18 protein-coding genes are annotated in these 23,925 nt (G+C 67.8%); 16 read left to right on the forward strand and 2 right to left on the reverse strand.

The window, feature by feature from the left end:
• Positions 1-17 precede the first annotated feature (17 nt).
• The 10 genes from AC5Y4S_RS00325 (at position 18) to AC5Y4S_RS00370 (ending at position 16,436) form a co-directional block, all read left to right on the forward strand.
• Complete coding sequence (locus AC5Y4S_RS00325) at positions 18-1,499, forward strand: carotenoid oxygenase family protein (RefSeq protein WP_500029147.1); 1,482 nt, start codon at positions 18-20, stop codon at positions 1,497-1,499.
• 160 nt (positions 1,500-1,659) lie between these two features.
• Positions 1,660-2,673 (forward strand): ABC transporter ATP-binding protein, encoded by a 1,014-nt coding sequence (locus AC5Y4S_RS00330; RefSeq protein WP_500029148.1) that lies wholly within the window; start codon positions 1,660-1,662, stop codon positions 2,671-2,673.
• Between the two features lie 383 nt (positions 2,674-3,056).
• Positions 3,057-6,581: a DNA-directed RNA polymerase subunit beta gene (rpoB, locus tag AC5Y4S_RS00335; protein ID WP_500029149.1), complete on the forward strand. Its 3,525-nt coding sequence runs from the start codon at positions 3,057-3,059 to the stop codon at positions 6,579-6,581.
• Positions 6,582-6,638: 57 nt separating this feature from the next.
• On the forward strand, positions 6,639-10,586 hold the full coding sequence (locus AC5Y4S_RS00340; protein WP_068177345.1) for a DNA-directed RNA polymerase subunit beta': 3,948 nt from the start codon (positions 6,639-6,641) through the stop codon (positions 10,584-10,586).
• A gap of 133 nt (positions 10,587-10,719) precedes the next feature.
• Complete coding sequence (locus AC5Y4S_RS00345; protein ID WP_068104604.1) at positions 10,720-11,475, forward strand: deoxyribonuclease IV; 756 nt, start codon at positions 10,720-10,722, stop codon at positions 11,473-11,475.
• 11 nt (positions 11,476-11,486) lie between these two features.
• On the forward strand, positions 11,487-12,323 hold the full coding sequence (locus tag AC5Y4S_RS00350; protein WP_500029150.1) for an extracellular catalytic domain type 1 short-chain-length polyhydroxyalkanoate depolymerase: 837 nt from the start codon (positions 11,487-11,489) through the stop codon (positions 12,321-12,323).
• 46 nt (positions 12,324-12,369) lie between these two features.
• Positions 12,370-13,998: an acyl-CoA dehydrogenase family protein gene (locus tag AC5Y4S_RS00355; protein WP_500029151.1), complete on the forward strand. Its 1,629-nt coding sequence runs from the start codon at positions 12,370-12,372 to the stop codon at positions 13,996-13,998.
• An 8-nt stretch (positions 13,999-14,006) separates the two neighbouring features.
• A complete protein-coding gene (locus tag AC5Y4S_RS00360; protein WP_500029152.1) occupies positions 14,007-14,945 on the forward strand; it encodes a crotonase/enoyl-CoA hydratase family protein in 939 nt (312 codons plus the stop codon).
• Between the two features lie 4 nt (positions 14,946-14,949).
• Positions 14,950-15,672, forward strand: coding sequence for a PaaX family transcriptional regulator C-terminal domain-containing protein (locus AC5Y4S_RS00365; RefSeq protein ID WP_500029153.1), 723 nt, complete (start codon positions 14,950-14,952; stop codon positions 15,670-15,672).
• A complete protein-coding gene (locus AC5Y4S_RS00370; protein WP_500029154.1) occupies positions 15,669-16,436 on the forward strand; it encodes a crotonase/enoyl-CoA hydratase family protein in 768 nt (255 codons plus the stop codon). Before AC5Y4S_RS00365 ends, AC5Y4S_RS00370 begins: the two co-directional genes overlap by 4 nt.
• 10 nt (positions 16,437-16,446) lie before the next feature.
• On the opposite strand, the gene AC5Y4S_RS00375 is transcribed toward AC5Y4S_RS00370, so the two are convergent.
• Positions 16,447-16,929 (reverse strand): DUF3060 domain-containing protein, encoded by a 483-nt coding sequence (locus AC5Y4S_RS00375; RefSeq protein ID WP_500029155.1) that lies wholly within the window; start codon positions 16,927-16,929, stop codon positions 16,447-16,449.
• Between the two features lie 34 nt (positions 16,930-16,963).
• A complete protein-coding gene (locus AC5Y4S_RS00380; protein ID WP_085190785.1) occupies positions 16,964-17,329 on the reverse strand; it encodes a DUF3060 domain-containing protein in 366 nt (121 codons plus the stop codon).
• Between the two features lie 114 nt (positions 17,330-17,443).
• On the opposite strand from AC5Y4S_RS00380, the gene AC5Y4S_RS00385 reads away from it, so the two are divergent.
• The 6 genes from AC5Y4S_RS00385 to AC5Y4S_RS00410 all read left to right on the forward strand — a co-directional run bounded on the left by AC5Y4S_RS00385 (position 17,444) and on the right by AC5Y4S_RS00410 (position 23,891).
• Positions 17,444-18,097 (forward strand): TetR/AcrR family transcriptional regulator, encoded by a 654-nt coding sequence (locus tag AC5Y4S_RS00385; RefSeq protein ID WP_500029156.1) that lies wholly within the window; start codon positions 17,444-17,446, stop codon positions 18,095-18,097.
• Positions 18,098-18,515: 418 nt separating this feature from the next.
• Positions 18,516-18,890, forward strand: coding sequence for a 30S ribosomal protein S12 (rpsL, locus tag AC5Y4S_RS00390; protein ID WP_003879423.1), 375 nt, complete (start codon positions 18,516-18,518; stop codon positions 18,888-18,890).
• Positions 18,890-19,360 (forward strand): 30S ribosomal protein S7, encoded by a 471-nt coding sequence (rpsG, locus tag AC5Y4S_RS00395; RefSeq protein WP_067012878.1) that lies wholly within the window; start codon positions 18,890-18,892, stop codon positions 19,358-19,360. Before rpsL ends, rpsG begins: the two co-directional genes overlap by 1 nt.
• Before the next feature lie 99 nt (positions 19,361-19,459).
• Entirely contained in the window at positions 19,460-21,565 is a 2,106-nt protein-coding gene (fusA, locus tag AC5Y4S_RS00400) for an elongation factor G (RefSeq protein WP_500029157.1), read from the forward strand.
• Between the two features lie 155 nt (positions 21,566-21,720).
• Positions 21,721-22,911 (forward strand): elongation factor Tu, encoded by a 1,191-nt coding sequence (tuf, locus tag AC5Y4S_RS00405; RefSeq protein ID WP_066934798.1) that lies wholly within the window; start codon positions 21,721-21,723, stop codon positions 22,909-22,911.
• Between the two features lie 179 nt (positions 22,912-23,090).
• Complete coding sequence (locus AC5Y4S_RS00410) at positions 23,091-23,891, forward strand: PE family protein (protein WP_500029158.1); 801 nt, start codon at positions 23,091-23,093, stop codon at positions 23,889-23,891.
• Positions 23,892-23,925: the final 34 nt, after the last annotated feature.

The raw sequence follows: 23,925 nt of genomic DNA on the forward strand, positions 1-23,925 counted from the left end.
GTTATAGGAGCTCAGCAATGACGACTATGGAAACCGTCACGTCCGGGAATCCCTATCTCGAGGGCTTCTTGGCGCCGGTGGGCGCCGAGGTGACCGCGACCGACCTGGAGGTCACCGGGCACATCCCGGAGCACCTCGACGGGCGCTATCTGCGCAACGGGCCGAACCCGGCCGAAGAGGTCGACCCGGCCACCTATCACTGGTTCAGCGGCGACGGCATGGTGCACGGGGTCGCGCTGCGCGACGGCAAGGCCCGGTGGTATCGCAATCGCTGGGTGCGCAGCCTCTCGGTGTGCGCCACCCTCGGCGAGCCGGCGCCGGACCGCCTCAACCCGCGGGCGGGCATGCTGTCCTTCGGCGCCAACACCAACGTGCTGACACACGCCGGCCGCACCCTGGCGCTGGTCGAGGGCGGGGCCGCCAACTACGAGCTGACCGACGAGCTCGACACCGTCGGAACCTGCGACTTCGACGGCACCCTGGAGGGTGGGTACACCGCCCATCCGCACCGCGATCCGCACACCGGCGAATTGCACGCCGTGTCTTACTCTTTCGCGCGCGGGCGCACCGTGCAGTACTCGGTGATCGACAACCGCGGGCGGGCCCGCCGCACGGTCGACATCGAGGTGTCCGGGTCGCCGATGATGCACGACTTCTCGCTGACCGACAAATACGTCGTGTTCTACGACCTGCCGGTGACGTTCGACCCGGTGCAGGTGCTGCCCGCGAACGTCCCGCGCTGGCTGGGCGTGCCGGCCCGGCTGGCGCTGCAGTCGCTGATCGGGCGGGTCCGGGTGCCGGGCCCGATCACCGCGATGATGAACCGCAACCCGAAGCATGACGACCGGATGCCGTACGCCTGGAACCCCAACTACCCGGCGCGCATCGGCGTCATGCCCCGCGAGGGCGGTAACAAGGACGTCCGCTGGTTCGACATCGAACCCTGCTACATCTACCACCCGCTCAACGCCTACTCCGAAATGCGCGACGGCGCAGAGGTTTTGGTGCTCGACGTGGTGCGCTACGCGCGGATGTTCGACCGCGACCGGCGCGGCCCCGGCGACACCGCGCCCAGGCTGGACCGCTGGACCGTCAACCTGGCGACCGGCGCGGTGACCACCGAATGCCGCGACGAGCGGCCCCAGGAATTCCCCAGGATCAACGAGACCCGCCTCGGCGGGCGGCACCGCTACGGCTACACCGTCGGCGCGTCCTTCCAGGGCGCCGAGGCACCGCTGTACAAGCACGACTACGCCACGGGGTCGGCCACGGTGGCCCCACTCGACCCCGAGCTTTTCCTCGGCGAGATGTCATTCGTGCCGAACCCCGCGGCGGCCACCGAGGACGACGGCATCCTGATGGGATACGGCTACCACCGCGGCCGCGACGAAGGGCAGCTGGTGCTGCTGGATGCGCAGACCCTCGACTCGGTGGCTACCGTGCACCTGCCGCAGCGGGTCCCGATGGGCTTCCACGGCAACTGGGCGCCCTCCGGCTAACACTCGCGTCGAATAGGGGCGAGGCGCCGAGTCTCAGGTCGGGCAATTTTTGTCAGCGGTCCGATCCAAGCCTGATGCGGGGTGCCTGACGTGCGCTACAGTGACTGATGCCACACAAAAGGGCAGGTGGCGGGCACGAGCGTTGACGGAAGGATTCCCCATGGGCGTCGCAATCGAGGTGAGGGGACTCACGAAGTCGTTCGGTCCCTCGAGAATTTGGGAAGACGTGACGCTGGATATCCCCGCCGGGGAGGTCAGCGTCCTGCTCGGGCCGTCGGGTACCGGCAAATCGGTGTTCCTGAAGTCCCTCATCGGTCTGCTGCGTCCGGAGCGCGGCTCGATCATGATCGACGGCACCGACATCCTCGAGTGCTCGGCCAAGGAGCTCTACGAGATCCGCACGCTGTTCGGTGTCATGTTCCAGGACGGCGCGCTGTTCGGTTCGATGAACCTGTTCGACAACGCGGCGTTCCCGCTGCGCGAGCACACTAAGAAGAAGGAAAGCGAGATCCGTGACATCGTCATGGAGAAGCTGACCCTGGTGGGCCTCGGCGGGGATGAGAAGAAGTTCCCCGGTGAGATCTCCGGCGGTATGCGCAAGCGCGCAAGCCTGGCCCGGGCGCTGGTGATGGACCCGCAGATCATCCTGTGCGACGAGCCCGACTCCGGTCTGGACCCGGTTCGTACCGCGTATTTGAGCCAGCTGATCCTCGACATCAACGCCCAGATCGACGCCACCGTCCTGATCGTGACGCACAACATCAACATCGCCCGGACCGTGCCGGACAACATGGGCATGCTGTTCCGCCGCAAGCTGGTCATGTTCGGCCCGCGGGAGGTGCTGCTGACCAGCGACGAGCCCGTCGTGCGCCAGTTCCTCAACGGCCGGCGCATCGGGCCGATCGGCATGTCCGAGGAGAAGGACGAGGCCACCATGGCCGAGGAGCAGGCCCTGCTGGACGCCGGCCACCACGCCGGCGGCGTCGAGGAGATCGAGGGAGTGCCGCCGCAGATCACCGCGACCCCGGGCATGCCGGAGCGCAAGGCCGTCGCGCGGCGCCAGGCCCGGGTGCGCGAGATCCTGCACACCCTGCCCAAGAACGCCCAGGCCGCCATCCTCGACGACCTCGAAGGCACCCACCGGTTCAAGGCGCACGAGTTTGGTGGGGAGTAGAGAAATTTGTGCTAACTCGGTGCAACTTGCCGACCCGCCCTCTTGACGACCGGGCGTAAACGGGTCAGTCTGTTGGGCAGCATGTACCCACGGGAAGTCGAGATCGCGAGCCAGCGCCGATGTCCCTGGGCTGATTGTTGTGGGTAGTTGAGGAATGCGCGGTCCTGCGCTATTGTTGGACGTTGCGCTGGCTACCTCCTGCCCACCTCACCCGCCACCTGACACTGTGGTCTTAGCCTGAGCCCCCTCCCGCGGCTTAGCTATTTAGTTGCGCGCGTGAGATCTGGGCAGATCGTTCGCCAGCCGTACCGACAAATTGATGCGGCGAACGCAGCCGGTTTCCCCGGGGTCGTGAGTCGCACGAGGTGCTGGAAGGACGCATCTTGGCAGATTCCCGCCAGAGCAAGAGTCGCCACCAGAGTTCCAAAAACTCAAATTCCACCAACGGCTCCGTGCCCGGAGCACCCAACCGAGTTTCCTTCGCCAAGCTCCGCGAACCGCTTGAGGTTCCGGGGCTCCTTGACGTGCAGACCGACTCCTTTGAGTGGCTGATCGGGTCGCCGCGCTGGCGCGAGAGCGCTGTGGCCCGCGCGGGAAGCACGGCAGGGGCCAACCCGGTGGGCGGCCTCGAAGAGGTCCTCTACGAGCTCTCGCCGATCGAGGACTTCTCGGGCTCGATGTCGCTGTCTTTCTCCGATCCCCGCTTTGACGAGGTCAAGGCGCCGGTCGACGAGTGCAAAGACAAGGACATGACCTACGCGGCCCCGCTGTTCGTCACGGCCGAGTTCATCAACAACAACACCGGCGAGATCAAGAGCCAGACGGTGTTCATGGGCGACTTCCCGATGATGACCGAGAAGGGCACCTTCATCATCAACGGGACCGAGCGCGTCGTCGTCAGCCAGCTGGTGCGCTCGCCCGGCGTCTACTTCGACGAGACGATCGACAAGTCCACCGAGAAGACGCTGCACAGCGTCAAGGTGATCCCCAGCCGCGGGGCCTGGCTCGAGTTCGACGTCGACAAGCGCGACACCGTCGGCGTGCGCATCGACCGCAAGCGCCGCCAGCCGGTCACCGTGCTGCTCAAGGCGCTGGGCTGGACCACCGAGCGGATCACCGAGCGGTTCGGCTTCTCCGAGATCATGATGTCGACGCTGGAGAAGGACAACACCGCCGGCACCGACGAGGCGCTGCTGGACATCTACCGCAAGCTGCGCCCGGGCGAGCCGCCGACCAAGGAGTCCGCGCAGACCCTGCTGGAGAACCTGTTCTTCAAGGAGAAGCGCTACGACCTGGCCCGGGTGGGCCGCTACAAGGTCAACAAGAAGCTCGGCCTGAACACCGAGAACCCGATCACGACGACCACGCTGACCGAAGAGGACGTCGTCGCAACCATCGAGTACCTGGTTCGCCTGCACGAGGGGCAGTCGGTGATGACCGTCCCCGGCGGCGTCGAGGTGCCGGTGGAGACCGACGACATCGACCACTTCGGCAACCGGCGGCTGCGCACGGTCGGCGAGCTGATCCAGAACCAGATCCGGGTCGGCATGTCCCGAATGGAGCGCGTCGTCCGCGAGCGGATGACGACCCAGGACGTCGAGGCCATCACGCCGCAGACGCTGATCAACATCCGGCCGGTGGTCGCCGCGATCAAGGAGTTCTTCGGCACCAGCCAGCTGTCGCAGTTCATGGACCAGAACAACCCGCTGTCCGGTCTCACCCACAAGCGCCGCCTGTCGGCGCTGGGCCCCGGCGGTCTGTCCCGTGAGCGCGCCGGCCTGGAGGTCCGTGACGTGCACCCGTCGCACTACGGCCGCATGTGCCCGATCGAGACCCCGGAGGGTCCGAACATCGGTCTGATCGGCTCGCTCTCGGTGTATGCGCGGGTCAACCCGTTCGGGTTCATCGAGACGCCTTATCGGAAGGTCGTGGACGGGGTCGTTACCGACGAGATCGTCTACCTGACCGCCGACGAGGAGGACCGCCACGTGGTGGCGCAGGCCAACTCGCCGATCGACGCGAGCGGCCGGTTCGTCGAGCCGCGCGTGCTGGTCCGCCGCAAGGCGGGCGAGGTCGAGTACGTGCCGTCGTCCGAGGTCGACTACATGGATGTGTCGCCGCGCCAGATGGTGTCGGTGGCCACCGCCATGATCCCGTTCCTCGAGCACGATGACGCCAACCGCGCCCTGATGGGTGCCAACATGCAGCGCCAGGCGGTTCCGCTGGTGCGCAGCGAGGCGCCGCTGGTGGGCACCGGCATGGAGTTGCGTGCCGCGATCGACGCCGGCGACGTCGTCGTCGCGGAGAAGGCCGGGGTGATCGAGGAGGTCTCCGCGGACTACATCACCGTGATGGCCGACGACGGCACCCGGCACACCTACCGGATGCGCAAGTTCGCCCGTTCCAACCACGGCACCTGCGCCAACCAGTCGCCGATCGTCGACGCGGGGGACCGCGTCGAGGCCGGCCAGGTGATCGCCGACGGCCCCTGCACCGAAAACGGTGAGATGGCGCTGGGCAAGAACCTGCTGGTGGCGATCATGCCGTGGGAGGGCCACAACTACGAGGACGCGATCATCCTCTCCAACCGCCTGGTCGAAGAGGACGTGCTGACCTCGATCCACATCGAGGAGCACGAGATCGATGCCCGCGACACCAAGCTGGGCGCCGAGGAGATCACCCGGGACATCCCCAATGTCTCCGACGAGGTCCTCGCCGACCTGGACGAGCGCGGCATCGTGCGGATCGGGGCCGAAGTTCGCGACGGCGACATCCTGGTCGGCAAGGTCACCCCGAAGGGTGAGACCGAGCTGACCCCGGAGGAGCGGCTGCTGCGGGCGATCTTCGGTGAGAAGGCCCGCGAGGTCCGCGACACCTCGCTGAAGGTGCCGCACGGCGAGTCCGGCAAGGTCATCGGCATCCGGGTGTTCTCCCGCGAGGACGACGACGAGCTGCCGGCCGGGGTCAACGAGCTGGTCCGCGTGTACGTGGCCCAGAAGCGCAAGATCTCCGACGGCGACAAGCTCGCCGGCCGGCACGGCAACAAGGGCGTGATCGGCAAGATCCTGCCGGTCGAGGACATGCCGTTCCTCCCGGACGGCACCCCGGTGGACATCATCCTGAACACGCACGGTGTGCCGCGACGGATGAACATCGGCCAGATCCTGGAAACGCACCTCGGCTGGTGCGCGCACAGCGGCTGGAAGGTGGACACCGGCAAGGGCGTTCCCGACTGGGCCGCCAACCTGCCCGAGGACCTGTTGCACGCCGAGCCGAACGCCATCGTGTCCACGCCGGTGTTCGACGGCGCGCAGGAGGCCGAGCTGCAGGGGCTGCTGTCGGCCACGCTGCCCAACCGCGACGGTGAGGTGCTCGTCAACGGCGACGGCAAGGCAGTGCTGTTCGACGGCCGCAGCGGCGAGCCGTTCCCGTACCCGGTGACCGTCGGCTTCATGTACATCATGAAGCTGCACCACCTGGTGGACGACAAGATCCACGCCCGCTCCACCGGTCCGTACTCGATGATCACCCAGCAGCCGCTGGGCGGTAAGGCGCAGTTCGGTGGCCAGCGGTTCGGTGAGATGGAGTGCTGGGCCATGCAGGCCTACGGCGCCGCGTACACGCTGCAGGAGCTGTTGACCATCAAGTCCGACGACACCGTCGGCCGGGTCAAGGTGTACGAGGCGATCGTCAAGGGCGAGAACATTCCCGAGCCGGGCATCCCCGAGTCGTTCAAGGTGCTGCTCAAGGAGCTGCAGTCGCTGTGCCTCAACGTCGAGGTGCTCTCGTCCGACGGCGCGGCCATCGAGCTGCGCGAGGGCGAGGACGAGGACCTTGAGCGGGCCGCCGCCAACCTGGGAATCAACTTGTCCCGCAACGAATCCGCGTCCGTCGAAGATCTGGCTTAGCGGACCTGGCAGTTATTACTTTTAGGTATCTAAACCCGCAAGGGGAAAGGGAGTTACGTGCTCGACGTCAACTTCTTCGATGAACTCCGTATCGGCCTGGCCACCGCGGAGGACATCAGGCAATGGTCTTACGGCGAGGTCAAAAAGCCGGAGACGATCAACTACCGCACGCTGAAGCCGGAGAAGGACGGCCTGTTCTGCGAGAAGATCTTCGGACCGACTCGGGACTGGGAGTGCTACTGCGGCAAGTACAAGCGCGTCCGCTTCAAGGGCATCATCTGTGAGCGCTGCGGCGTCGAGGTGACGCGCGCCAAGGTGCGCCGCGAGCGGATGGGCCACATCGAGCTGGCGGCGCCCGTCACGCACATCTGGTACTTCAAGGGTGTGCCGTCGCGCCTGGGCTACCTGCTCGACCTGGCGCCGAAGGACCTCGAGAAGATCATCTACTTCGCCGCGTACGTGATCACGTCCGTCGACGACGAGATGCGCCACAACGAGCTGTCCACGCTCGAGGCCGAAATGATGGTGGAGCGCAAGGGAGTTGAGGACCAGCGCGACGCCGAACTCGAGGCGCGTGCGCAAAAGCTCGAGGCGGACCTGGCCGAGCTGGAGGCCGAGGGCGCCAAGGCCGACGCGCGACGCAAGGTTCGCGACGGCGGCGAGCGCGAGATGCGCCAGATCCGCGACCGCGCCCAGCGTGAGCTGGACCGGCTGGAGGACATCTGGAACACCTTCACCAAGCTGGCCCCCAAGCAGCTGATCGTCGACGAGAACCTCTACCGCGAGCTCGTCGACCGCTACGGCGAGTACTTCACCGGTGCGATGGGCGCGGAGTCGATCCAGAAGCTGATCGAGAACTTCGACATCGACGCCGAGGCCGACTCGCTGCGTGACGTCATCCGAAACGGCAAGGGGCAGAAGAAGCTTCGCGCCCTCAAGCGCCTCAAGGTGGTCGCCGCCTTCCAGCAGTCGGGCAACTCGCCGATGGGCATGGTGCTCGACGCGGTGCCGGTGATCCCGCCGGAGCTGCGCCCCATGGTCCAACTCGACGGTGGCCGGTTCGCCACCAGCGACCTCAACGACCTGTACCGCCGGGTGATCAACCGCAACAACCGCCTCAAGAGGCTGATCGACCTCGGCGCGCCCGAGATCATCGTCAACAACGAGAAGCGGATGCTGCAGGAGTCCGTGGACGCGCTGTTCGACAACGGCCGCCGCGGCCGCCCGGTCACCGGGCCGGGCAACCGTCCGCTGAAGTCGCTGTCGGATCTGCTGAAGGGCAAGCAGGGCCGGTTCCGCCAGAACCTGCTCGGTAAGCGTGTCGACTACTCCGGCCGTTCGGTCATCGTGGTCGGCCCGCAGCTCAAGCTGCACCAGTGCGGCCTGCCCAAGCTGATGGCGCTGGAGCTGTTCAAGCCGTTCGTGATGAAGCGGCTCGTCGACCTCAACCACGCGCAGAACATCAAGAGCGCCAAGCGGATGGTCGAGCGGCAGCGTCCCCAGGTGTGGGACGTGCTCGAAGAGGTCATCGCCGAGCACCCGGTGCTGCTGAACCGCGCGCCCACCCTGCACCGGTTGGGCATCCAGGCCTTCGAGCCGATGCTGGTGGAGGGCAAGGCGATTCAGCTGCACCCGCTGGTGTGTGAGGCGTTCAACGCCGACTTCGACGGTGACCAGATGGCGGTGCACCTGCCGCTTTCCGCGGAGGCGCAGGCCGAGGCCCGCATCCTGATGCTGTCCTCGAACAACATCCTGTCGCCGGCTTCCGGTCGCCCGTTGGCCATGCCCCGACTGGACATGGTGACCGGGCTGTACTACCTGACCACCGAGGTCGACGGCGACACCGGCGAATACTCACCGGCCGCCAAGGACCAGCCGGAGGTCGGGGTGTACTCCTCGCCCGCGGAGGCGATCATGGCGTCGGACCGCGGTGTGCTCTCGGTGCGGGCCAAGATCAAGGTGCGGCTGACCCAGCTGCGCCCGCCCGCCGAGATCGAAGCGGAGCTGTTCCCCAACGGCTGGCAGCCGGGCGACTCCTGGATGGCCGAGACCACGCTGGGCCGGGTGCTGTTCAACGAGCTGCTGCCGGTGGCCTACCCGTTCGTGAACAAGCAGATGCACAAGAAGGTGCAGGCCGCGATCATCAACGACCTGGCCGAGCGCTACCCGATGATCGTGGTCGCGCAGACCGTGGACAAGCTCAAGGACGCCGGGTTCTACTGGGCGACCCGCAGCGGTGTCACGGTCTCGATGGCCGACGTGCTGGTCCCGCCGCGCAAGAAGGAGATCCTCGACCAGTACGAGGAGCGCGCCGACAAGGTCGAAAAGCAGTTCCAGCGTGGTGCTTTGAACCACGACGAGCGCAACGAGGCGCTGGTGGAGATCTGGAAGGAAGCCACCGACGAGGTCGGTCAGGCGCTGCGCGAGCACTACCCGGCCGACAACCCGATCATCACGATCGTCGACTCGGGCGCCACGGGTAACTTCACCCAGACCCGAACGCTGGCCGGCATGAAGGGCCTGGTGACCAACCCGAAGGGTGAGTTCATCCCGCGTCCGGTCAAGTCCTCGTTCCGTGAGGGCCTGACGGTGCTGGAGTACTTCATCAACACGCACGGCGCTCGAAAGGGCTTGGCGGACACCGCGTTGCGTACCGCCGACTCCGGGTACCTGACCCGTCGTCTGGTGGACGTGAGCCAGGACGTCATCGTCCGCGAGCACGACTGCGAGACCGAGCGCGGCATCGTCGTCGAGCTGGCCGAGCGTCAGCCCGACGGCACGCTGATCCGCGATCCGTACATCGAAACCTCGGCGTACGCGCGGACTTTGGGCACCGACGCGGTCGACGAGAAGGGCAACGTCGTCGTCGCGCGTGGCGAGGACCTGGGTGACCCGGAGATCGACGCGCTGCTGGCGGCCGGCATCACGCAGGTCAAGGTGCGCTCGGTGCTCACCTGCACCACCGGCACCGGCGTCTGCGCGACGTGCTACGGGCGCTCGATGGCCACCGGCAAGCTGGTCGACATCGGCGAGGCCGTCGGCATCGTCGCGGCGCAGTCCATCGGTGAGCCCGGCACCCAGCTGACGATGCGGACCTTCCACCAGGGTGGTGTCGGTGAGGACATCACCGGCGGTCTGCCCCGGGTTCAGGAGCTGTTCGAGGCCCGCGTGCCGCGCGGCAAGGCGCCGATCGCCGACGTCACCGGCCGGGTGCGCCTCGAGGACGGTGAGCGGTTCTACAAGATCACCATCGTTCCCGACGACGGCGGCGAGGAGGTCGTCTACGACAAGCTCTCCAAGCGGCAGCGGCTGCGTGTGTACAAGCACGAGGACGGGTCCGAGGGAGTGCTGTCCGACGGCGACCACGTCGAGGTGGGCCAGCAGCTGATGGAGGGCTCGGCCGACCCGCACGAGGTGTTGCGCGTGCAGGGCCCGCGCGAGGTGCAGATCCACCTGGTCCGCGAGGTCCAGGAGGTCTACCGCGCCCAGGGTGTGTCGATCCACGACAAGCACATCGAGGTGATCGTTCGCCAGATGCTGCGCCGCGTCACCATCATCGACTCGGGCTCGACGGAGTTCCTGCCCGGCTCGCTGATCGACCGCGCGGAGTTCGAGGCGGAGAACCGCCGGGTGGTGGCCGAGGGCGGCGAGCCCGCCGCCGGCCGTCCGGTGCTGATGGGCATCACGAAGGCGAGCCTCGCCACGGACTCGTGGCTGTCCGCGGCGTCGTTCCAGGAGACCACCCGAGTGCTGACCGATGCGGCGATCAACTGCCGCAGCGACAAGCTCAACGGTCTGAAGGAGAACGTGATCATCGGAAAGCTGATCCCGGCCGGTACCGGCATCAACCGCTACCGCAACATCCAGGTGCAGCCGACCGAGGAGGCCCGGGCCGCGGCGTACACGATCCCGTCGTACGAGGATCACTACTACAGCCCGGACTTCGGCCAGGCCACCGGAGCCGCGGTTCCGCTGGACGACTACGGGTATTCCGACTACCGCTAGTCGACGAACGAAAAGCCCCGGGCTGTATGCCCGGGGCTTTTTCGTTGCCGAGCGTCGCGCCAGCGTGGCGATCGCGACCCAACGTTGCACTGGCGTGACGCTCGCGTCGGCGCCCCTCACTACACTGGCCCTCGTGCTCATCGGTTCGCACGTCCACTCCGACGATCCCCTGGCTGCCGCGCAGGCCGACGGCGCCGATGCGGTGCAGTTCTTCCTCGGCAACCCGCAGAGCTGGAAGAAGCCCAAGCCGCGCGACGACGCCGAGGCGCTGAAGGCGTCGACCATCCCGCTGTACGTCCACGCGCCGTATCTCATCAACGTGGCCTCGGCCAACAACCGCATCCGTATCCCGTCGCGCAAGATCCTGCAGGACACCTGCGACGCGGCCGCGGAGATCGGCGCGACGGCGGTGATCGTGCACGGCGGCCACGCCGACGACGACGACATGGAGGCCGGGTTCGAGCGCTGGGTCAAGGCGCTGGACTATCTCGAATCCGATGTGCAGGTGTACCTGGAGAACACCGCCGGCGGCGACCACGCGATGGCCCGCTATTTCGACACCATCGGCAGGTTGTGGGATCACATCGGGGACAAGGGGATCGGCTTCTGCCTGGACACCTGCCACGCGTGGGCCGCGGGTGAGGAGCTAATCGACGCGGTCGACCGGATCAAGGCGCTGACGGGCCGCATCGACCTGGTGCACTGCAACGACTCGCGCGACGCCGCGGGCTCGGGCGCCGACCGGCACGCCAACTTCGGCACCGGTCAGATCGACCCCGACCTGCTGGTCGCGGTGGTCAAGGCCGCCGACGCGCCGGTGATCTGCGAGACCGCCGACGAGGGCCGCAAGGACGACATCGCGTTCCTGCGGGAAAACACCGGCGGCTGATCCGCGGGCCCATGCGCGGTCGGCTCACGGCGCTTCTCGGCGTGGTCCTGCTGGTCGCCGGTTGCGCGCCGTGGCGCGAGCTCCCGTCGGGCTTCGTCACCGGCACCAGCCTGCACCACCTCAACGTGGGCGGCCACGATCGCGACTATCGGCTCTACAAGCCCGCGGGGGCGCCCGCGTCGGCCGCACTGGTGGTCGTCATGCACGGCTATTCCGGCAGCGCCGCGCAGGCCGAAAGGGGTTACGACTGGGACCGTTTAGCCGATTCGGCCAAATTCGTCGTCGCTTATCCGGATGGGTTCGACCGGGCCTGGAACGTCGACGGGGAGGGTTGCTGCGGCCGGCCGGGACGGGAAGGCGTCGACGACGTCGCCTTCATCAGCGCGGCCGTCGCCGACATCGCCCGCAACGTCGGCATCGACCACGCCAAGGTGTACGCCACCGGCATGAGCAACGGCGCCATCATGTCCTTCACGCTGGCGTGCACCACCGACATCTTCGCGGCGATCGGCCCGGTCGCCGGCACCCAGTTGAACGCGTGCCGCAGCCCGCGTCCGACATCGGTCGTCCACATTCACGGCACGGCCGATCGGCTCGTCCCGTACGCCGGCGGGCAGGGCTTCAGCGTCATCAACGGCCCGTCGGTGCCCGACGTCAATGCGTTCTGGCGCAACCTCGACCAATGCGGCGCCGCGACCGCGACCACCAGCGGCCCCGTCACCACCTCGGCGGCGTCGTGCGCGGAAAACCGTGGCGTCGTCCTCGTCACCGTCGACGGCGGCGGCCACGAGTGGCCGCCGTTCGCGACCCAGACGCTGTGGCAATTCTTCGCGGCGCACCCGCGCTGATCATTACAGCTCTTGTGCGACTGTCGGAAAAATGTAACATGAGTGCATGCCTGATACCCATGTCGTGACCAACCAGGTTCCGCCCCTGGAGAACTACAACCCGGCCACCTCCGCCGTTCTTGTCGAGGCGTTGATCCGCGAGGGCGGGCAGTGGGGCGCCGAAGAGGTGAACGAGCTCGGGGCGCTCGCCGGCAGCCGCGAGGCGCAGCGGTGGGGCGAGCTCGCCGACCGCAACCGGCCGGTGCTGCACACCCACGACCAGTACGGGCACCGCATCGACGAGATCGAGTACGACCCGGCCTATCACGAGCTGATGCGCGCGGCGATCGGCCACGGCATCCACGCGGCGCCCTGGGCGGACGCGCGCCCGGGCGCGCACGTGGTGCGCGCCGCCAAGATGTCGGTCTGGAACGTCGAGCCCGGACACACCTGCCCCGTCTCTATGACGTACGCCGTCGTCCCGGCCCTGCGCTACAACCCCGAGCTGGCGGCCGTTTACGAGCCGTTGCTGACCAGTCGCGAGTACGACCCCGAGCTGAAGCTGGCCACCACGAAGGCCGGCATCACCGCGGGCATGTCGATGACCGAGAAGCAGGGCGGCTCCGACGTGCGCGCGGGCACCACCCAGGCGACCCCGAACGGAGACGGCAGCTACAGCCTGACCGGCCACAAGTGGTTCACCTCGGCGCCCATGTGCGACATCTTCCTGGTGCTGGCGCAGGCCCCGGGCGGGCTGTCCTGCTTCCTGCTGCCGCGGATCCTCCCCGACGGCACGCGCAACCGAATGTTCCTGCAGCGGCTCAAGGACAAGCTCGGCAACCATGCCAACGCCTCCAGCGAGGTGGAGTACGACGGCGCGGTCGCGTGGCTGGTGGGTGAAGAGGGCCGCGGCGTCCCCACCATCATCGAGATGGTCAACCTGACCCGGCTGGACTGCACGCTCGGCTCTGCCACCAGCATGCGCACCGGCCTGACTCGCGCCATCCATCACGCCCAGCACCGAAAGGCGTTCGGCGCCTACCTGATCGACCAGCCGTTGATGCGCAACGTGCTGGCCGACCTGGCCGTCGAGGCCGAGGCCGCCACGATCGTCGCGATGCGGATGGCCGGCGCCACCGACAACGCGATCCGGGGCGACGCGACGGAGGCGCTGCTGCGCCGGATCGGCCTGGCCGCCAGCAAGTACTGGGTGTGCAAGCGCGCCACCCCGCACGCCGCCGAGGCGCTGGAATGCCTGGGCGGAAACGGCTACGTCGAGGACTCCGGCATGCCGCGACTGTTCCGCGAGGCGCCGCTGATGGGCATCTGGGAGGGCTCGGGCAACGTCAGTGCGCTGGATACGTTGCGCGCCATGGCAACTCGCCCCGAGTGCGTCGAGGTCCTGTTCGGCGAGCTGGGCAAAACCGCGGGTCAGGATCGCCGGCTGGACGGCCACGTCGAAAAGCTGCGGCAGCACCTAGCCGACCTGGACAACATCGCCTACCGCGCCCGCAAGGTCGCCGAGGACATCTGCCTGGCGCTGCAGGGTTCGCTGCTGGTGCGGCACGGGCACCCGGCCGTCGCCGAGGCGTTCCTGGCCACCCGGCTCGACGGCCGGTGGGGCGGCGCATTCGGCACGATGCCGGCCGGGCTAGACCTGGCCCCCATCTTGGAGCGCTCCCTGGTAAAGGGCTGAGCCACAAGATGACTCACGCGATCAGGCCCGTGGACTTCGACAACCTCAAGACGATGACCTACGAGGTCACCGATCGGGTCGCGCGCATCACCTTCAACCGGCCGGAAAAGGGCAACGCGATCGTCGCGGACACCCCGCTGGAGCTTTCGGCGTTGGTGGAGCGCGCCGACCTCGACCCGGGCGTCCACGTCATCCTCGTGTCGGGGCGCGGCGAGGGCTTCTGCGCGGGCTTCGACCTGTCCGCCTACGCCGATCGCACCGGGTCGGCCGGGGGGACCGGCGCCTATCAGGGCACCGTGCTGGACGGGAAAACCCAGGGCATCAACCACCTGCCGAATCAGCCGTGGGACCCGATGATCGACTACCAGATGATGAGCCGCTTCGTGCGCGGGTTCTCCAGCCTGATGCACGCCGACAAGCCGACGGTGGTCAAGATTCACGGGTACTGCGTGGCCGGCGGCACCGACATCGCGCTGCACGCCGACCAGGTGATCGCCGCTGCCGACGCCAAGATCGGTTACCCGCCGACCCGGGTGTGGGGCGTCCCGGCGGCCGGTCTGTGGGCCCACCGGCTCGGCGACCAGCGCGCGAAACGCCTGCTGCTCACCGGCGATTGCATCACCGGCGCGCAGGCCGCCGAGTGGGGCCTGGCGGTGGAGGCCCCGGACCCCGAGGACCTCGACGAGCGGACCGAGCGGCTGGTCGAACGGATCGCCGCCGTGCCCGTCAACCAGTTGATCATGGTCAAGCTCGCGCTCAATTCGGTTCTGCTGCAGCAGGGGGTGGCCACCAGCAGGATGGTCAGCACGGTGTTCGACGGGGTAGCGCGGCACACCCCCGAGGGGCACGCCTTCGTGGCCGATGCGGTCGAGCACGGCTTCCGCGAGGCGGTTCGGCATCGCGACGAGCCCTTCGGCGACCACGGCCGCCGCGCGTCACAGGTGTAGGGCCATGCCGGACATGACGGCCCGGTCGGTGGTGCTCAGCGTGCTGCTCGGCGCCCACCCCGCGTGCGCCACGGCCGGCGAATTGATCGGTCTCACTGCCGATTTCGGCATCAAGGAGACCGCGCTTCGGGTGGCGCTGACCCGCATGGTCGGCGCGGGCGACCTGATCCGGTCCGCCGACGGCTACCGGCTCTCGGATCGATTGCTGGCGCGCCAACGCCGGCAGGACGATGCCATGCGCCCCCAAACCCGGCCGTGGCGCGGGGACTGGCTGGTGCTGATCGTGACCAGCGTGGGCGGCGACGCCCGCACCCGGGCGGCGTTGCGAACCGCCATGCACGACAACCGCTTTGGCGAGCTCCGCGAAGGCGTCTGGATGCGGCCCGACAACCTGCGCTCGGAGCTGGACCCGGATGCCGCGGCCCGGGTGCGGACGCTGCGGGCCCGCGACGACGCGCCCGCCGAGCTGGCCGGCGAGCTGTGGGACCTGCCCGGGTGGGCCGAAACCGGCCATCGGCTGCTCGGTGAGATGGCGACCGCGTCGGACATTCCAGGCCGGTTCCTGGCGGCCGCGGCAATCGTGCGTCACCTGCTCACCGATCCGATGTTGCCGGCCGAACTGCTGCCCGCCGATTGGCCCGGCGACCGGCTGCGCGACGCTTACCACGACTTCGCCACCGAGCTGGCGCAGCGACGCAACCTACCCCGACTAGTGGAGGCGAAATGAGCGACCTGGTGCGTATCGAGCGAAACGGTCCGGTGACCACGGTCATCCTCGATCGGCCGGCGGCGCGCAACGCCGTCAACGGCCCCACCGCGGCGGCGCTCTTCGCCGCGTTCGAGGAGTTCGACCGCGATGACGCCGCATCGGTGGCTGTGCTGTGGGGCGACGGCGGAACCTTTTGCGCCGGAGCCGATTTGAAGTCCTTCGGCACGCCCGACGCCAACGCCGTGCACCGCACCGGCCCCGGGCCGATGGGGCCGACGCGGATGGTGCTGTCCAAGCCGGTGATCGCCGCGGTGAGCGGCTACGCCGTCGCCGGCGGCCTGGAGCTGGCCCTGTGGTGCGACCTGCGGGTCGCCGAGGAGGACGCCGTGTTCGGCGTGTTCTGCCGGCGCTGGGGAGTCCCGCTGATCGACGGCGGCACCGTGCGGCTGCCCCGGCTCATCGGGCAGAGCCGCGCCATGGACATGATCCTCACCGGTCGCGGCGTCCAGGCCGACGAGGCGCTGGCCATTGGGCTGGCCAACCGCGTCGTGCCCAAAGGCCAAGCGCGACAAGCGGCCGAGGAACTGGCGGCTCAGCTCGCGGCCCTGCCGCAACAGTGCCTGCGGTCGGATCGGCTCTCGGCGCTGGCGCAGTGGGGCAGGCCGGAATCGGAGGCGATCGATTTCGAATTCGCCAGCATCGCGCGCGTCGCCGCGGAGGCGGCGGAAGGGGCCGGGAGGTTCGCCGCGGGGGCCGGGCGCCACGGCGCGGCGGCGAATTAGCGTGGCAGCCCTAGCCCTTGCTGATCGTGTTGCCCGAGCCGAGGTTGTCGACCTTGGGCTCGCCGTCCTTGTAGGTGACGGTGTTGTTCAACCCCACCACGCTGATGCGCGTGTCGACCTTGTCGATCGTGATCTTGTTGTTGGCACCGCCGATGGTCACCGTCACACAGGTGCCGGTGACGGTCAGCGTGTTGTTGGAGCCACCGACGTTGAGCGACTTGCCGTTCGCGCAGTCAAGCGTCGCCGTGGTCCCCATCGACCCGTAGTTCAACGAGTTCCCGATCTCGACGGAGGCGGTCGTGCTCGCCCCGCCCGAGCTCGTCGGCGCCGCGGCTCCGCTCGTCGTGGTGGCGGAGCTCTTCGTCGTGGTCGCCGTGGTGCCGCCGGGCGGATTGGCCGTCGAGCTGCAGGCCGCCAGCACTAAGGCCGCGGCGGCCGGCGCGAGGGCCAACGCGGCCAGCCTGGACGAGCGGTCGGTGATGTGGTCACGCATTGATCCTCGATTCCGGAGTTGAATGTGCCGTGCCTCAGCCCGGCACCTGCTGGAGCCGGTTGGTCATGCCCAGTTCGCGTCCGCGATCCCACAGGATGGGCGTGCCGCCGTGGTAGAAGACGGTCTCGTCGTATCCGTACACGGTGATGTCGTGGGTGACCGAGTCCGCGATGACGGTGTTGCCCGACCCCATCACCGTGACGGCCCAGCAGTTTCCCTTGGCGTTGACGGTGTTCCCGGTGCCGTTGACGATCAGAGTGGCGTCGTTGCAGTCCAGCGTCTGGTCGACGCCCTGCCCGGTGACGTGCGTGTCGCCGTTCTTGGCGTCCGCGGCCGGCGCGGGGACGGCGACGATGACGGCGCAGGTGACCAGCGGCCCGGCGACGGTTGTCCAGTTCACTGCACGCCCCCTTTTAACACGGGTGAATCCGCTCGAATGAGCCTACGAGTTTCCCGGCCGCCGTCAACTAGAGTCATTAGTTAACCCACCCGGGATCAATCGAAGGGCGATCGCATGGCAGCTCCGGAACCGCCGGCGGCGGCTGGGCGCCAGCGCGCCGGGAAGTCGGGGTCCCGCCCGGCGAAACTGAGCCGCGACGGCATCGTCGACGGCGCGCTGACCTTCCTGGACCGGGAGGGCTGGGACTCGCTGACCATCAACGCGCTGGCCACGCAGCTGGGCACCAAGGGGCCGTCGCTGTACAACCACGTGGACAGCCTGGAGGACCTGCGCCGGGCGGTGCGGATCCGGGTCATCGACGACATCATCACGATGCTGAACCGGGTCGGGGAGGGGCGCGCCCGCGACGACGCGGTGCTCGTCATGGCGGCCGCCTACCGCAGCTACGCGCATCACCACCCCGGTCGGTACTCGGCCTTCACCCGGATGCCGCTGGGCGGTGACGACCCCGAGTACGCGGCCGCCACCAGGGGCGCCGCCGCGCCGGTGATCGCCGTGCTGGCGTCCTACGGTCTGGACGGCGTCGAGGCGTTCCACGCCGCGCTGGAGTTCTGGTCCGCGATGCATGGCTTCGTGTTGCTGGAAATGACCGGTGTCATGGACGACATCGACACCGACGCCCTGTTCTCCGATATGGTGTTGCGGCTGGCTCGGGGTTTGGAGGCGCTGGAAAGGCGCTCCGCGCACCAGCGGGCCGCACCGGACTGAGCCCGATGGTGGCGACCCGCGGCGCCCGGCTACGCCGCGCTTGCGATCGCCACGGGCCCCGATGGTGGCGACCCGCGGCGCCCGGCTACGCCGCGCTTGCGATCGCCACGGGCCCCGATGGTGGCGACCCGCGGCGCCCGGCTACGCCGCGCTTGCGATCGCCACGGCCGCTTTGACCTGCGAGACCGGCGGCGGGTATTGTGGTAGCTCGTGCCTGGCGGCTTACGGCGCCTGACGTAAGGAAGCGGATGCCGGGCTAATTCGCATGTCCACGACGCATCGGATCGAACTCCGTGCTGAGCGCTTGCGACACACCCGGCCGCGGGGTACACGAGTTAGTCCGAGGCCGGACAAAACTGCAGTACACAGACTTAAAAGCTGAGCCAGAACGCACACTTCAACACAGAAAGCCTCCTAGATGCCAACCATTCAGCAGCTGGTCCGCAAGGGTCGTCGGGACAAGATCGGAAAGGTCAAGACCGCGGCTCTGAAGGGCAGCCCGCAGCGCCGTGGCGTATGCACCCGCGTGTACACCACCACCCCGAAGAAGCCGAACTCGGCGCTTCGGAAGGTCGCGCGCGTCAAGCTGACGAGTCAGGTCGAGGTCACGGCGTACATCCCCGGCGAGGGGCACAACCTGCAGGAGCACTCCATGGTGCTGGTGCGTGGTGGCCGGGTTAAGGACCTGCCCGGTGTTCGGTACAAGATAATCCGCGGTTCGCTCGACACCCAGGGCGTCAAGAACCGCAAGCAGGCTCGTAGCCGCTACGGCGCCAAGAAGGAGAAGAGCTGATGCCGCGCAAGGGGCCCGCGCCCAAGCGTCCGTTGGTCAACGACCCGGTCTACGGGTCGCAGCTGGTCACCCAGCTGGTCAACAAAGTTCTGCTCAAGGGGAAGAAATCGCTCGCCGAGCGCATTGTTTATGGAGCGCTCGAGCAAGCGCGGGAAAAGACAGGCACCGACCCCGTGATCACGCTCAAGCGTGCTCTCGACAACGTCAAGCCCGCCCTGGAGGTGCGCAGCCGCCGCGTCGGTGGTGCGACCTATCAGGTGCCCGTCGAGGTGCGTCCCGACCGGTCGACCACGCTGGCGCTGCGCTGGCTTGTCAGCTTCTCGCGGCAACGCCGGGAGAAGACCATGATCGAGCGGCTGGCAAACGAACTCCTGGATGCCAGCAACGGCCTCGGGGCCTCCGTCAAGCGGCGTGAGGACACGCACAAGATGGCCGAGGCCAACCGCGCCTTCGCGCACTATCGCTGGTAGAGGGCACCGCGCGCGGAGCCGCGGAGGCGGCGACATTCGGCAGAGTCGCCGGGCGCAACTAGACAGCAACCAAGCAATCGAAAGAGTGGGAAGACTTCTGTGGCACAGAAGGACGTGCTGACCGACCTCACCAAGGTCCGCAACATCGGCATCATGGCGCACATCGACGCCGGCAAGACGACGACGACGGAGCGCATCCTCTACTACACCGGCATCAGCTACAAGATCGGTGAGGTGCACGACGGCGCCGCCACCATGGACTGGATGGAGCAGGAGCAGGAGCGGGGGATCACCATTACCTCCGCGGCAACCACCTGCTTCTGGAACGGCAACCAGATCAACATCATCGACACGCCCGGCCACGTCGATTTCACCGTCGAGGTCGAGCGCAGCCTGCGCGTGCTCGACGGTGCCGTCGCCGTCTTCGACGGCAAGGAGGGCGTCGAGCCGCAGTCCGAGCAGGTCTGGCGGCAGGCCGACAAGTACGACGTCCCCCGCATCTGCTTCGTCAACAAGATGGACAAGATCGGCGCCGACTTCTACTTCTCCGTGCGCACCATGGAGGAGCGGCTGGGCGCCAACGTCATTCCGATCCAGCTGCCCGTCGGCTCGGAGGGTGACTTCGAGGGCGTCGTCGACCTGGTCGAGATGAAGGCCAAGGTGTGGCGCGGCGAGACCAAGCTCGGCGAGACCTACGACACCATCGACATCCCGGCCGACCTGGCGGAGAAGGCCGACGAGTACCGCACCAAGCTGCTCGAGGCGGTCGCCGAGACCGACGAGGCGCTGCTGGAGAAGTACCTCGGCGGAGAGGAGCTGTCGGTCGCGGAGATCAAGGCCGCGCTGCGCAAGCTCACGATCAGCTCCGAGGCCTACCTGGTGCTGTGCGGCAGCGCGTTCAAGAACAAGGGCGTGCAGCCCATGCTCGACGCCGTGATCGACTACCTGCCCTCGCCGCTGGACGTGCCGCCGGCCGTCGGGCACGCGCCGGGCAACGAGGACGAGGAGGTCGTGCGCAACCCGTCGACCGACGAGCCCTTCTCGGCGCTGGCGTTCAAGGTCGCCACGCACCCGTTCTTCGGCAAGCTGACCTACGTCCGGGTGTACTCGGGCAAGGTCGATTCCGGCAGCCAGGTCATCAACGCCACCAAGGGCAAGAAGGAGCGGCTGGGCAAGCTGTTCCAGATGCACTCCAACAAGGAGAACCCGGTGGAGACCGCCTCGGCCGGCCACATCTATGCCGTGATCGGGCTGAAGGACACCACCACCGGCGACACCCTGAGCGACCCGAACCATCAGATCGTGCTGGAGTCGATGACCTTCCCCGACCCGGTGATCGAGGTGGCCATCGAGCCGAAGACCAAGAGCGACCAGGAGAAGCTCTCCCTGTCGATCCAGAAGCTCGCCGAGGAGGACCCGACCTTCAAGGTGCACCAGGACGTCGAGACCGGCCAGACCGTGATCGGCGGCATGGGCGAGCTGCACCTGGACATCCTCGTGGACCGCATGCGCCGCGAGTTCAAGGTCGAGGCCAACGTCGGAAAGCCGCAGGTGGCGTACAAGGAGACCATCCGCCGCGTGGCGGAGAAGGTCGAGTACACCCACAAGAAGCAGACCGGCGGCTCGGGCCAGTTCGCGAAGGTGCTGATCAACCTCGAACCGTTCCACGGCGAAGACGGTGCCACGTACGAGTTCGAGAACAAGGTCACCGGTGGGCGCATCCCGCGCGAGTACATCCCGTCGGTGGACGCCGGCGCGCAGGACGCCATGCAGTACGGCGTGCTGGCCGGCTATCCGCTGGTGAACCTCAAGGTCACCCTGCTTGACGGCGCCTTCCACGAGGTCGACTCGTCGGAAATGGCGTTCAAGATCGCCGGCTCGCAGGTGCTGAAAAAGGCTGCCGCGCAAGCGCAGCCGGTGATTCTGGAACCGATCATGGCCGTCGAGGTCACCACGCCCGAGGACTACATGGGCGACGTGATCGGCGACCTGAACTCCCGCCGTGGCCAGATCCAGGCCATGGAGGAGCGGGCGGGTGCGCGCGTCGTGAAGGCGCACGTGCCGCTGTCGGAGATGTTCGGCTACGTCGGCGACCTGCGGTCCAAGACTCAAGGCCGGGCGAACTACTCCATGGTGTTCGACTCGTACGCCGAGGTTCCGGCGAACGTGTCGAAGGAGATCATCGCGAAGGCGACGGGCCAGTGAGGTCGAAGGCGACGGCGAGTGAGCGAAGCTCACGAGTGAGGAGCCGAGCAATCAGCTTTAGCGCGTACAAGTAAGCTGGCCCGGTTAACACCGCGGCCGAAACCCAAAAAATCAACACTGCTTAACAAAGCACCAACAAGTCGGAGGACATAACAGTGGCGAAGGCGAAGTTCCAGCGGACCAAGCCCCACGTCAACATCGGGACCATTGGTCACGTTGACCACGGCAAGACGACCCTGACCGCGGCTATCACCAAGGTCCTGCACGACAAGTACCCGGACCTGAACGAGTCGAAGGCGTTCGACCAGATCGACAACGCCCCCGAGGAGCGCCAGCGCGGTATCACCATCAACATCGCGCACGTCGAGTACCAGACCGACAAGCGTCACTACGCGCACGTCGACGCCCCGGGCCACGCCGACTACATCAAGAACATGATCACCGGCGCCGCCCAGATGGACGGCGCGATCCTGGTGGTCGCCGCGACCGACGGCCCGATGCCGCAGACGCGTGAGCACGTGCTGCTCGCCCGTCAGGTCGGCGTGCCCTACATCCTGGTCGCGCTGAACAAGGCCGACGCCGTCGACGACGAGGAGCTGCTCGAGCTCGTCGAGCTGGAGGTCCGCGAACTGCTGGCCGCCCAGGAGTTCGACGAGGACGCCCCCGTCGTGCGGGTTTCCGCGCTCAAGGCGCTCGAGGGTGACGCCAAGTGGGTTTCGTCCGTCGAGGAGCTCATGGACGCGGTCGACGAGTCGATTCCGGACCCGGTCCGCGAGACCGACAAGCCGTTCCTGATGCCCGTCGAGGACGTCTTCACCATCACCGGCCGCGGCACCGTGGTCACCGGTCGTGTGGAGCGCGGCGTCATCAACGTGAACGAGGAAGTCGAGATCGTCGGCATTCGCCCGACCAGCACCAAGACGACCGTCACCGGTGTGGAGATGTTCCGCAAGCTGCTCGACCAGGGCCAGGCCGGCGACAACGTCGGGCTGCTGCTGCGTGGCATCAAGCGTGAGGACGTCGAGCGCGGCCAGGTCGTGACCAAGCCCGGCACCACCACGCCGCACACCGAGTTCGAGGGCCAGGTCTACATCTTGAGCAAGGACGAGGGCGGCCGGCACACGCCGTTCTTCAACAACTACCGTCCGCAGTTCTACTTCCGCACCACCGACGTGACCGGTGTGGTGACGCTGCCGGAGGGCACCGAGATGGTGATGCCCGGTGACAACACCAACATCTCGGTGAAGCTGATCCAGCCCGTCGCCATGGACGAGGGCCTGCGGTTCGCGATCCGTGAGGGTGGCCGCACCGTCGGCGCCGGCCGGGTCGTCAAGATCATCAAGTAAATCTCGTTCGCGCGAAGCCCGGGCTCCCCTCACGGGACGCCCGGGTTTCGCGCTTTCCGGGCCCTCGCAATTGCCGAAACTGGAGGCGGGCCGCGCGGGTTAATATAGATTTAGCCTATTGCGTCCGTGTCTAATGACCGGCGATTGCCCTTGTTGAGCGGCCTGCCCTGGAGGTTCGGATGTCGTTCGTCTTCGCGACGCCCGAATACCTGGCAGCGGCGGCATCCGACCTGGCGAACATCGGTTCGACCATCAGCTCCGCCAACGTGGCCGCGTCGGGCCCCACGTCGGGGGTCCTGGCCGCCGGCGCCGACGAGGTGTCGGCGAGCATAGCCGCGCTGTTCGGCGCCCACGCGGAGGTCTATCAGGCGCTCAGCGCCCAGGCGGCGCTGTTCCACCAGCAGTTCGTCGAACTCATGAGCAGCGGCGGGGTGCAATATGCGCTCGCCGAGGCCACCAACGCGTCGCCGCTGCAGACCCTCGAGCAAGGGGCGACGAGCGCGCTCAGTGCGCCCGCCCAGGCGGCGGGGGTGGCCATCCAGGCCGCCACCGGCGCCAGCGGGTCCCCGGCGGCGGCCGCCGGTGTCGGACCCGGCGCATTCGGTGCCGGGGGTAGCGGCGCGGCCGGGCAGCTGATCAGCAGCGTCGGCGCCGATCCCGCCGCGGCGGCTGCCGGAACCGGCGGAACGTTCAGTCCCGGCGGGGCCGGCCTCACGGGCAGCCTGGTCGCCGGCCAGAACCTCGGCGCCGTTCCCGCGACCGGTGGCAGCGGCGCGTTGGCCGAGTCTGGCGGTGCCGTCGAGACCGCCGCCGCCGAAGACCTCGGCATCGGCGAAACCCCCGTGGCGTCCGCCCCGGCGGTCACCCCCCTGGCGGGCCTGCCGACGCCGGGATCCGCCGCCCCCGCCGCGGCCGCCCGACCCGGCACACCGGCGTACTCTCCCGCGCCGGCCGGGTCGTCCGAACCCGCCGAGGAGTGACCGGCCCTCGCTTTGCGAGCGTCCCGCTGGCGAC

The sequence above is a fragment of the Mycobacterium sp. NGS64 genome (assembly GCF_059812245.1).

Excerpts from the sequence above, each read along its gene's own strand:
- AC5Y4S_RS00325 (WP_500029147.1), top strand. The coding sequence starts at position 18 with ATGACGACTATGGAAACCGTCACGTCCGGGAATCCCTATCTCGAGGGC.
- AC5Y4S_RS00330 (WP_500029148.1), top strand. The coding sequence starts at position 1,660 with ATGGGCGTCGCAATCGAGGTGAGGGGACTCACGAAGTCGTTCGGTCCC.
- AC5Y4S_RS00350 (WP_500029150.1), top strand. The coding sequence starts at position 11,487 with ATGCGCGGTCGGCTCACGGCGCTTCTCGGCGTGGTCCTGCTGGTCGCC.
- AC5Y4S_RS00355 (WP_500029151.1), top strand. The coding sequence starts at position 12,370 with ATGCCTGATACCCATGTCGTGACCAACCAGGTTCCGCCCCTGGAGAAC.
- AC5Y4S_RS00360 (WP_500029152.1), top strand. The coding sequence starts at position 14,007 with ATGACTCACGCGATCAGGCCCGTGGACTTCGACAACCTCAAGACGATG.
- AC5Y4S_RS00365 (WP_500029153.1), top strand. The coding sequence starts at position 14,950 with ATGCCGGACATGACGGCCCGGTCGGTGGTGCTCAGCGTGCTGCTCGGC.
- AC5Y4S_RS00370 (WP_500029154.1), top strand. The coding sequence starts at position 15,669 with ATGAGCGACCTGGTGCGTATCGAGCGAAACGGTCCGGTGACCACGGTC.
- AC5Y4S_RS00375 (WP_500029155.1), bottom strand. The coding sequence starts at position 16,929 with ATGCGTGACCACATCACCGACCGCTCGTCCAGGCTGGCCGCGTTGGCC.
- AC5Y4S_RS00385 (WP_500029156.1), top strand. The coding sequence starts at position 17,444 with ATGGCAGCTCCGGAACCGCCGGCGGCGGCTGGGCGCCAGCGCGCCGGG.
- rpsL (WP_003879423.1), top strand. The coding sequence starts at position 18,516 with ATGCCAACCATTCAGCAGCTGGTCCGCAAGGGTCGTCGGGACAAGATC.
- rpsG (WP_067012878.1), top strand. The coding sequence starts at position 18,890 with ATGCCGCGCAAGGGGCCCGCGCCCAAGCGTCCGTTGGTCAACGACCCG.
- AC5Y4S_RS00410 (WP_500029158.1), top strand. The coding sequence starts at position 23,091 with ATGTCGTTCGTCTTCGCGACGCCCGAATACCTGGCAGCGGCGGCATCC.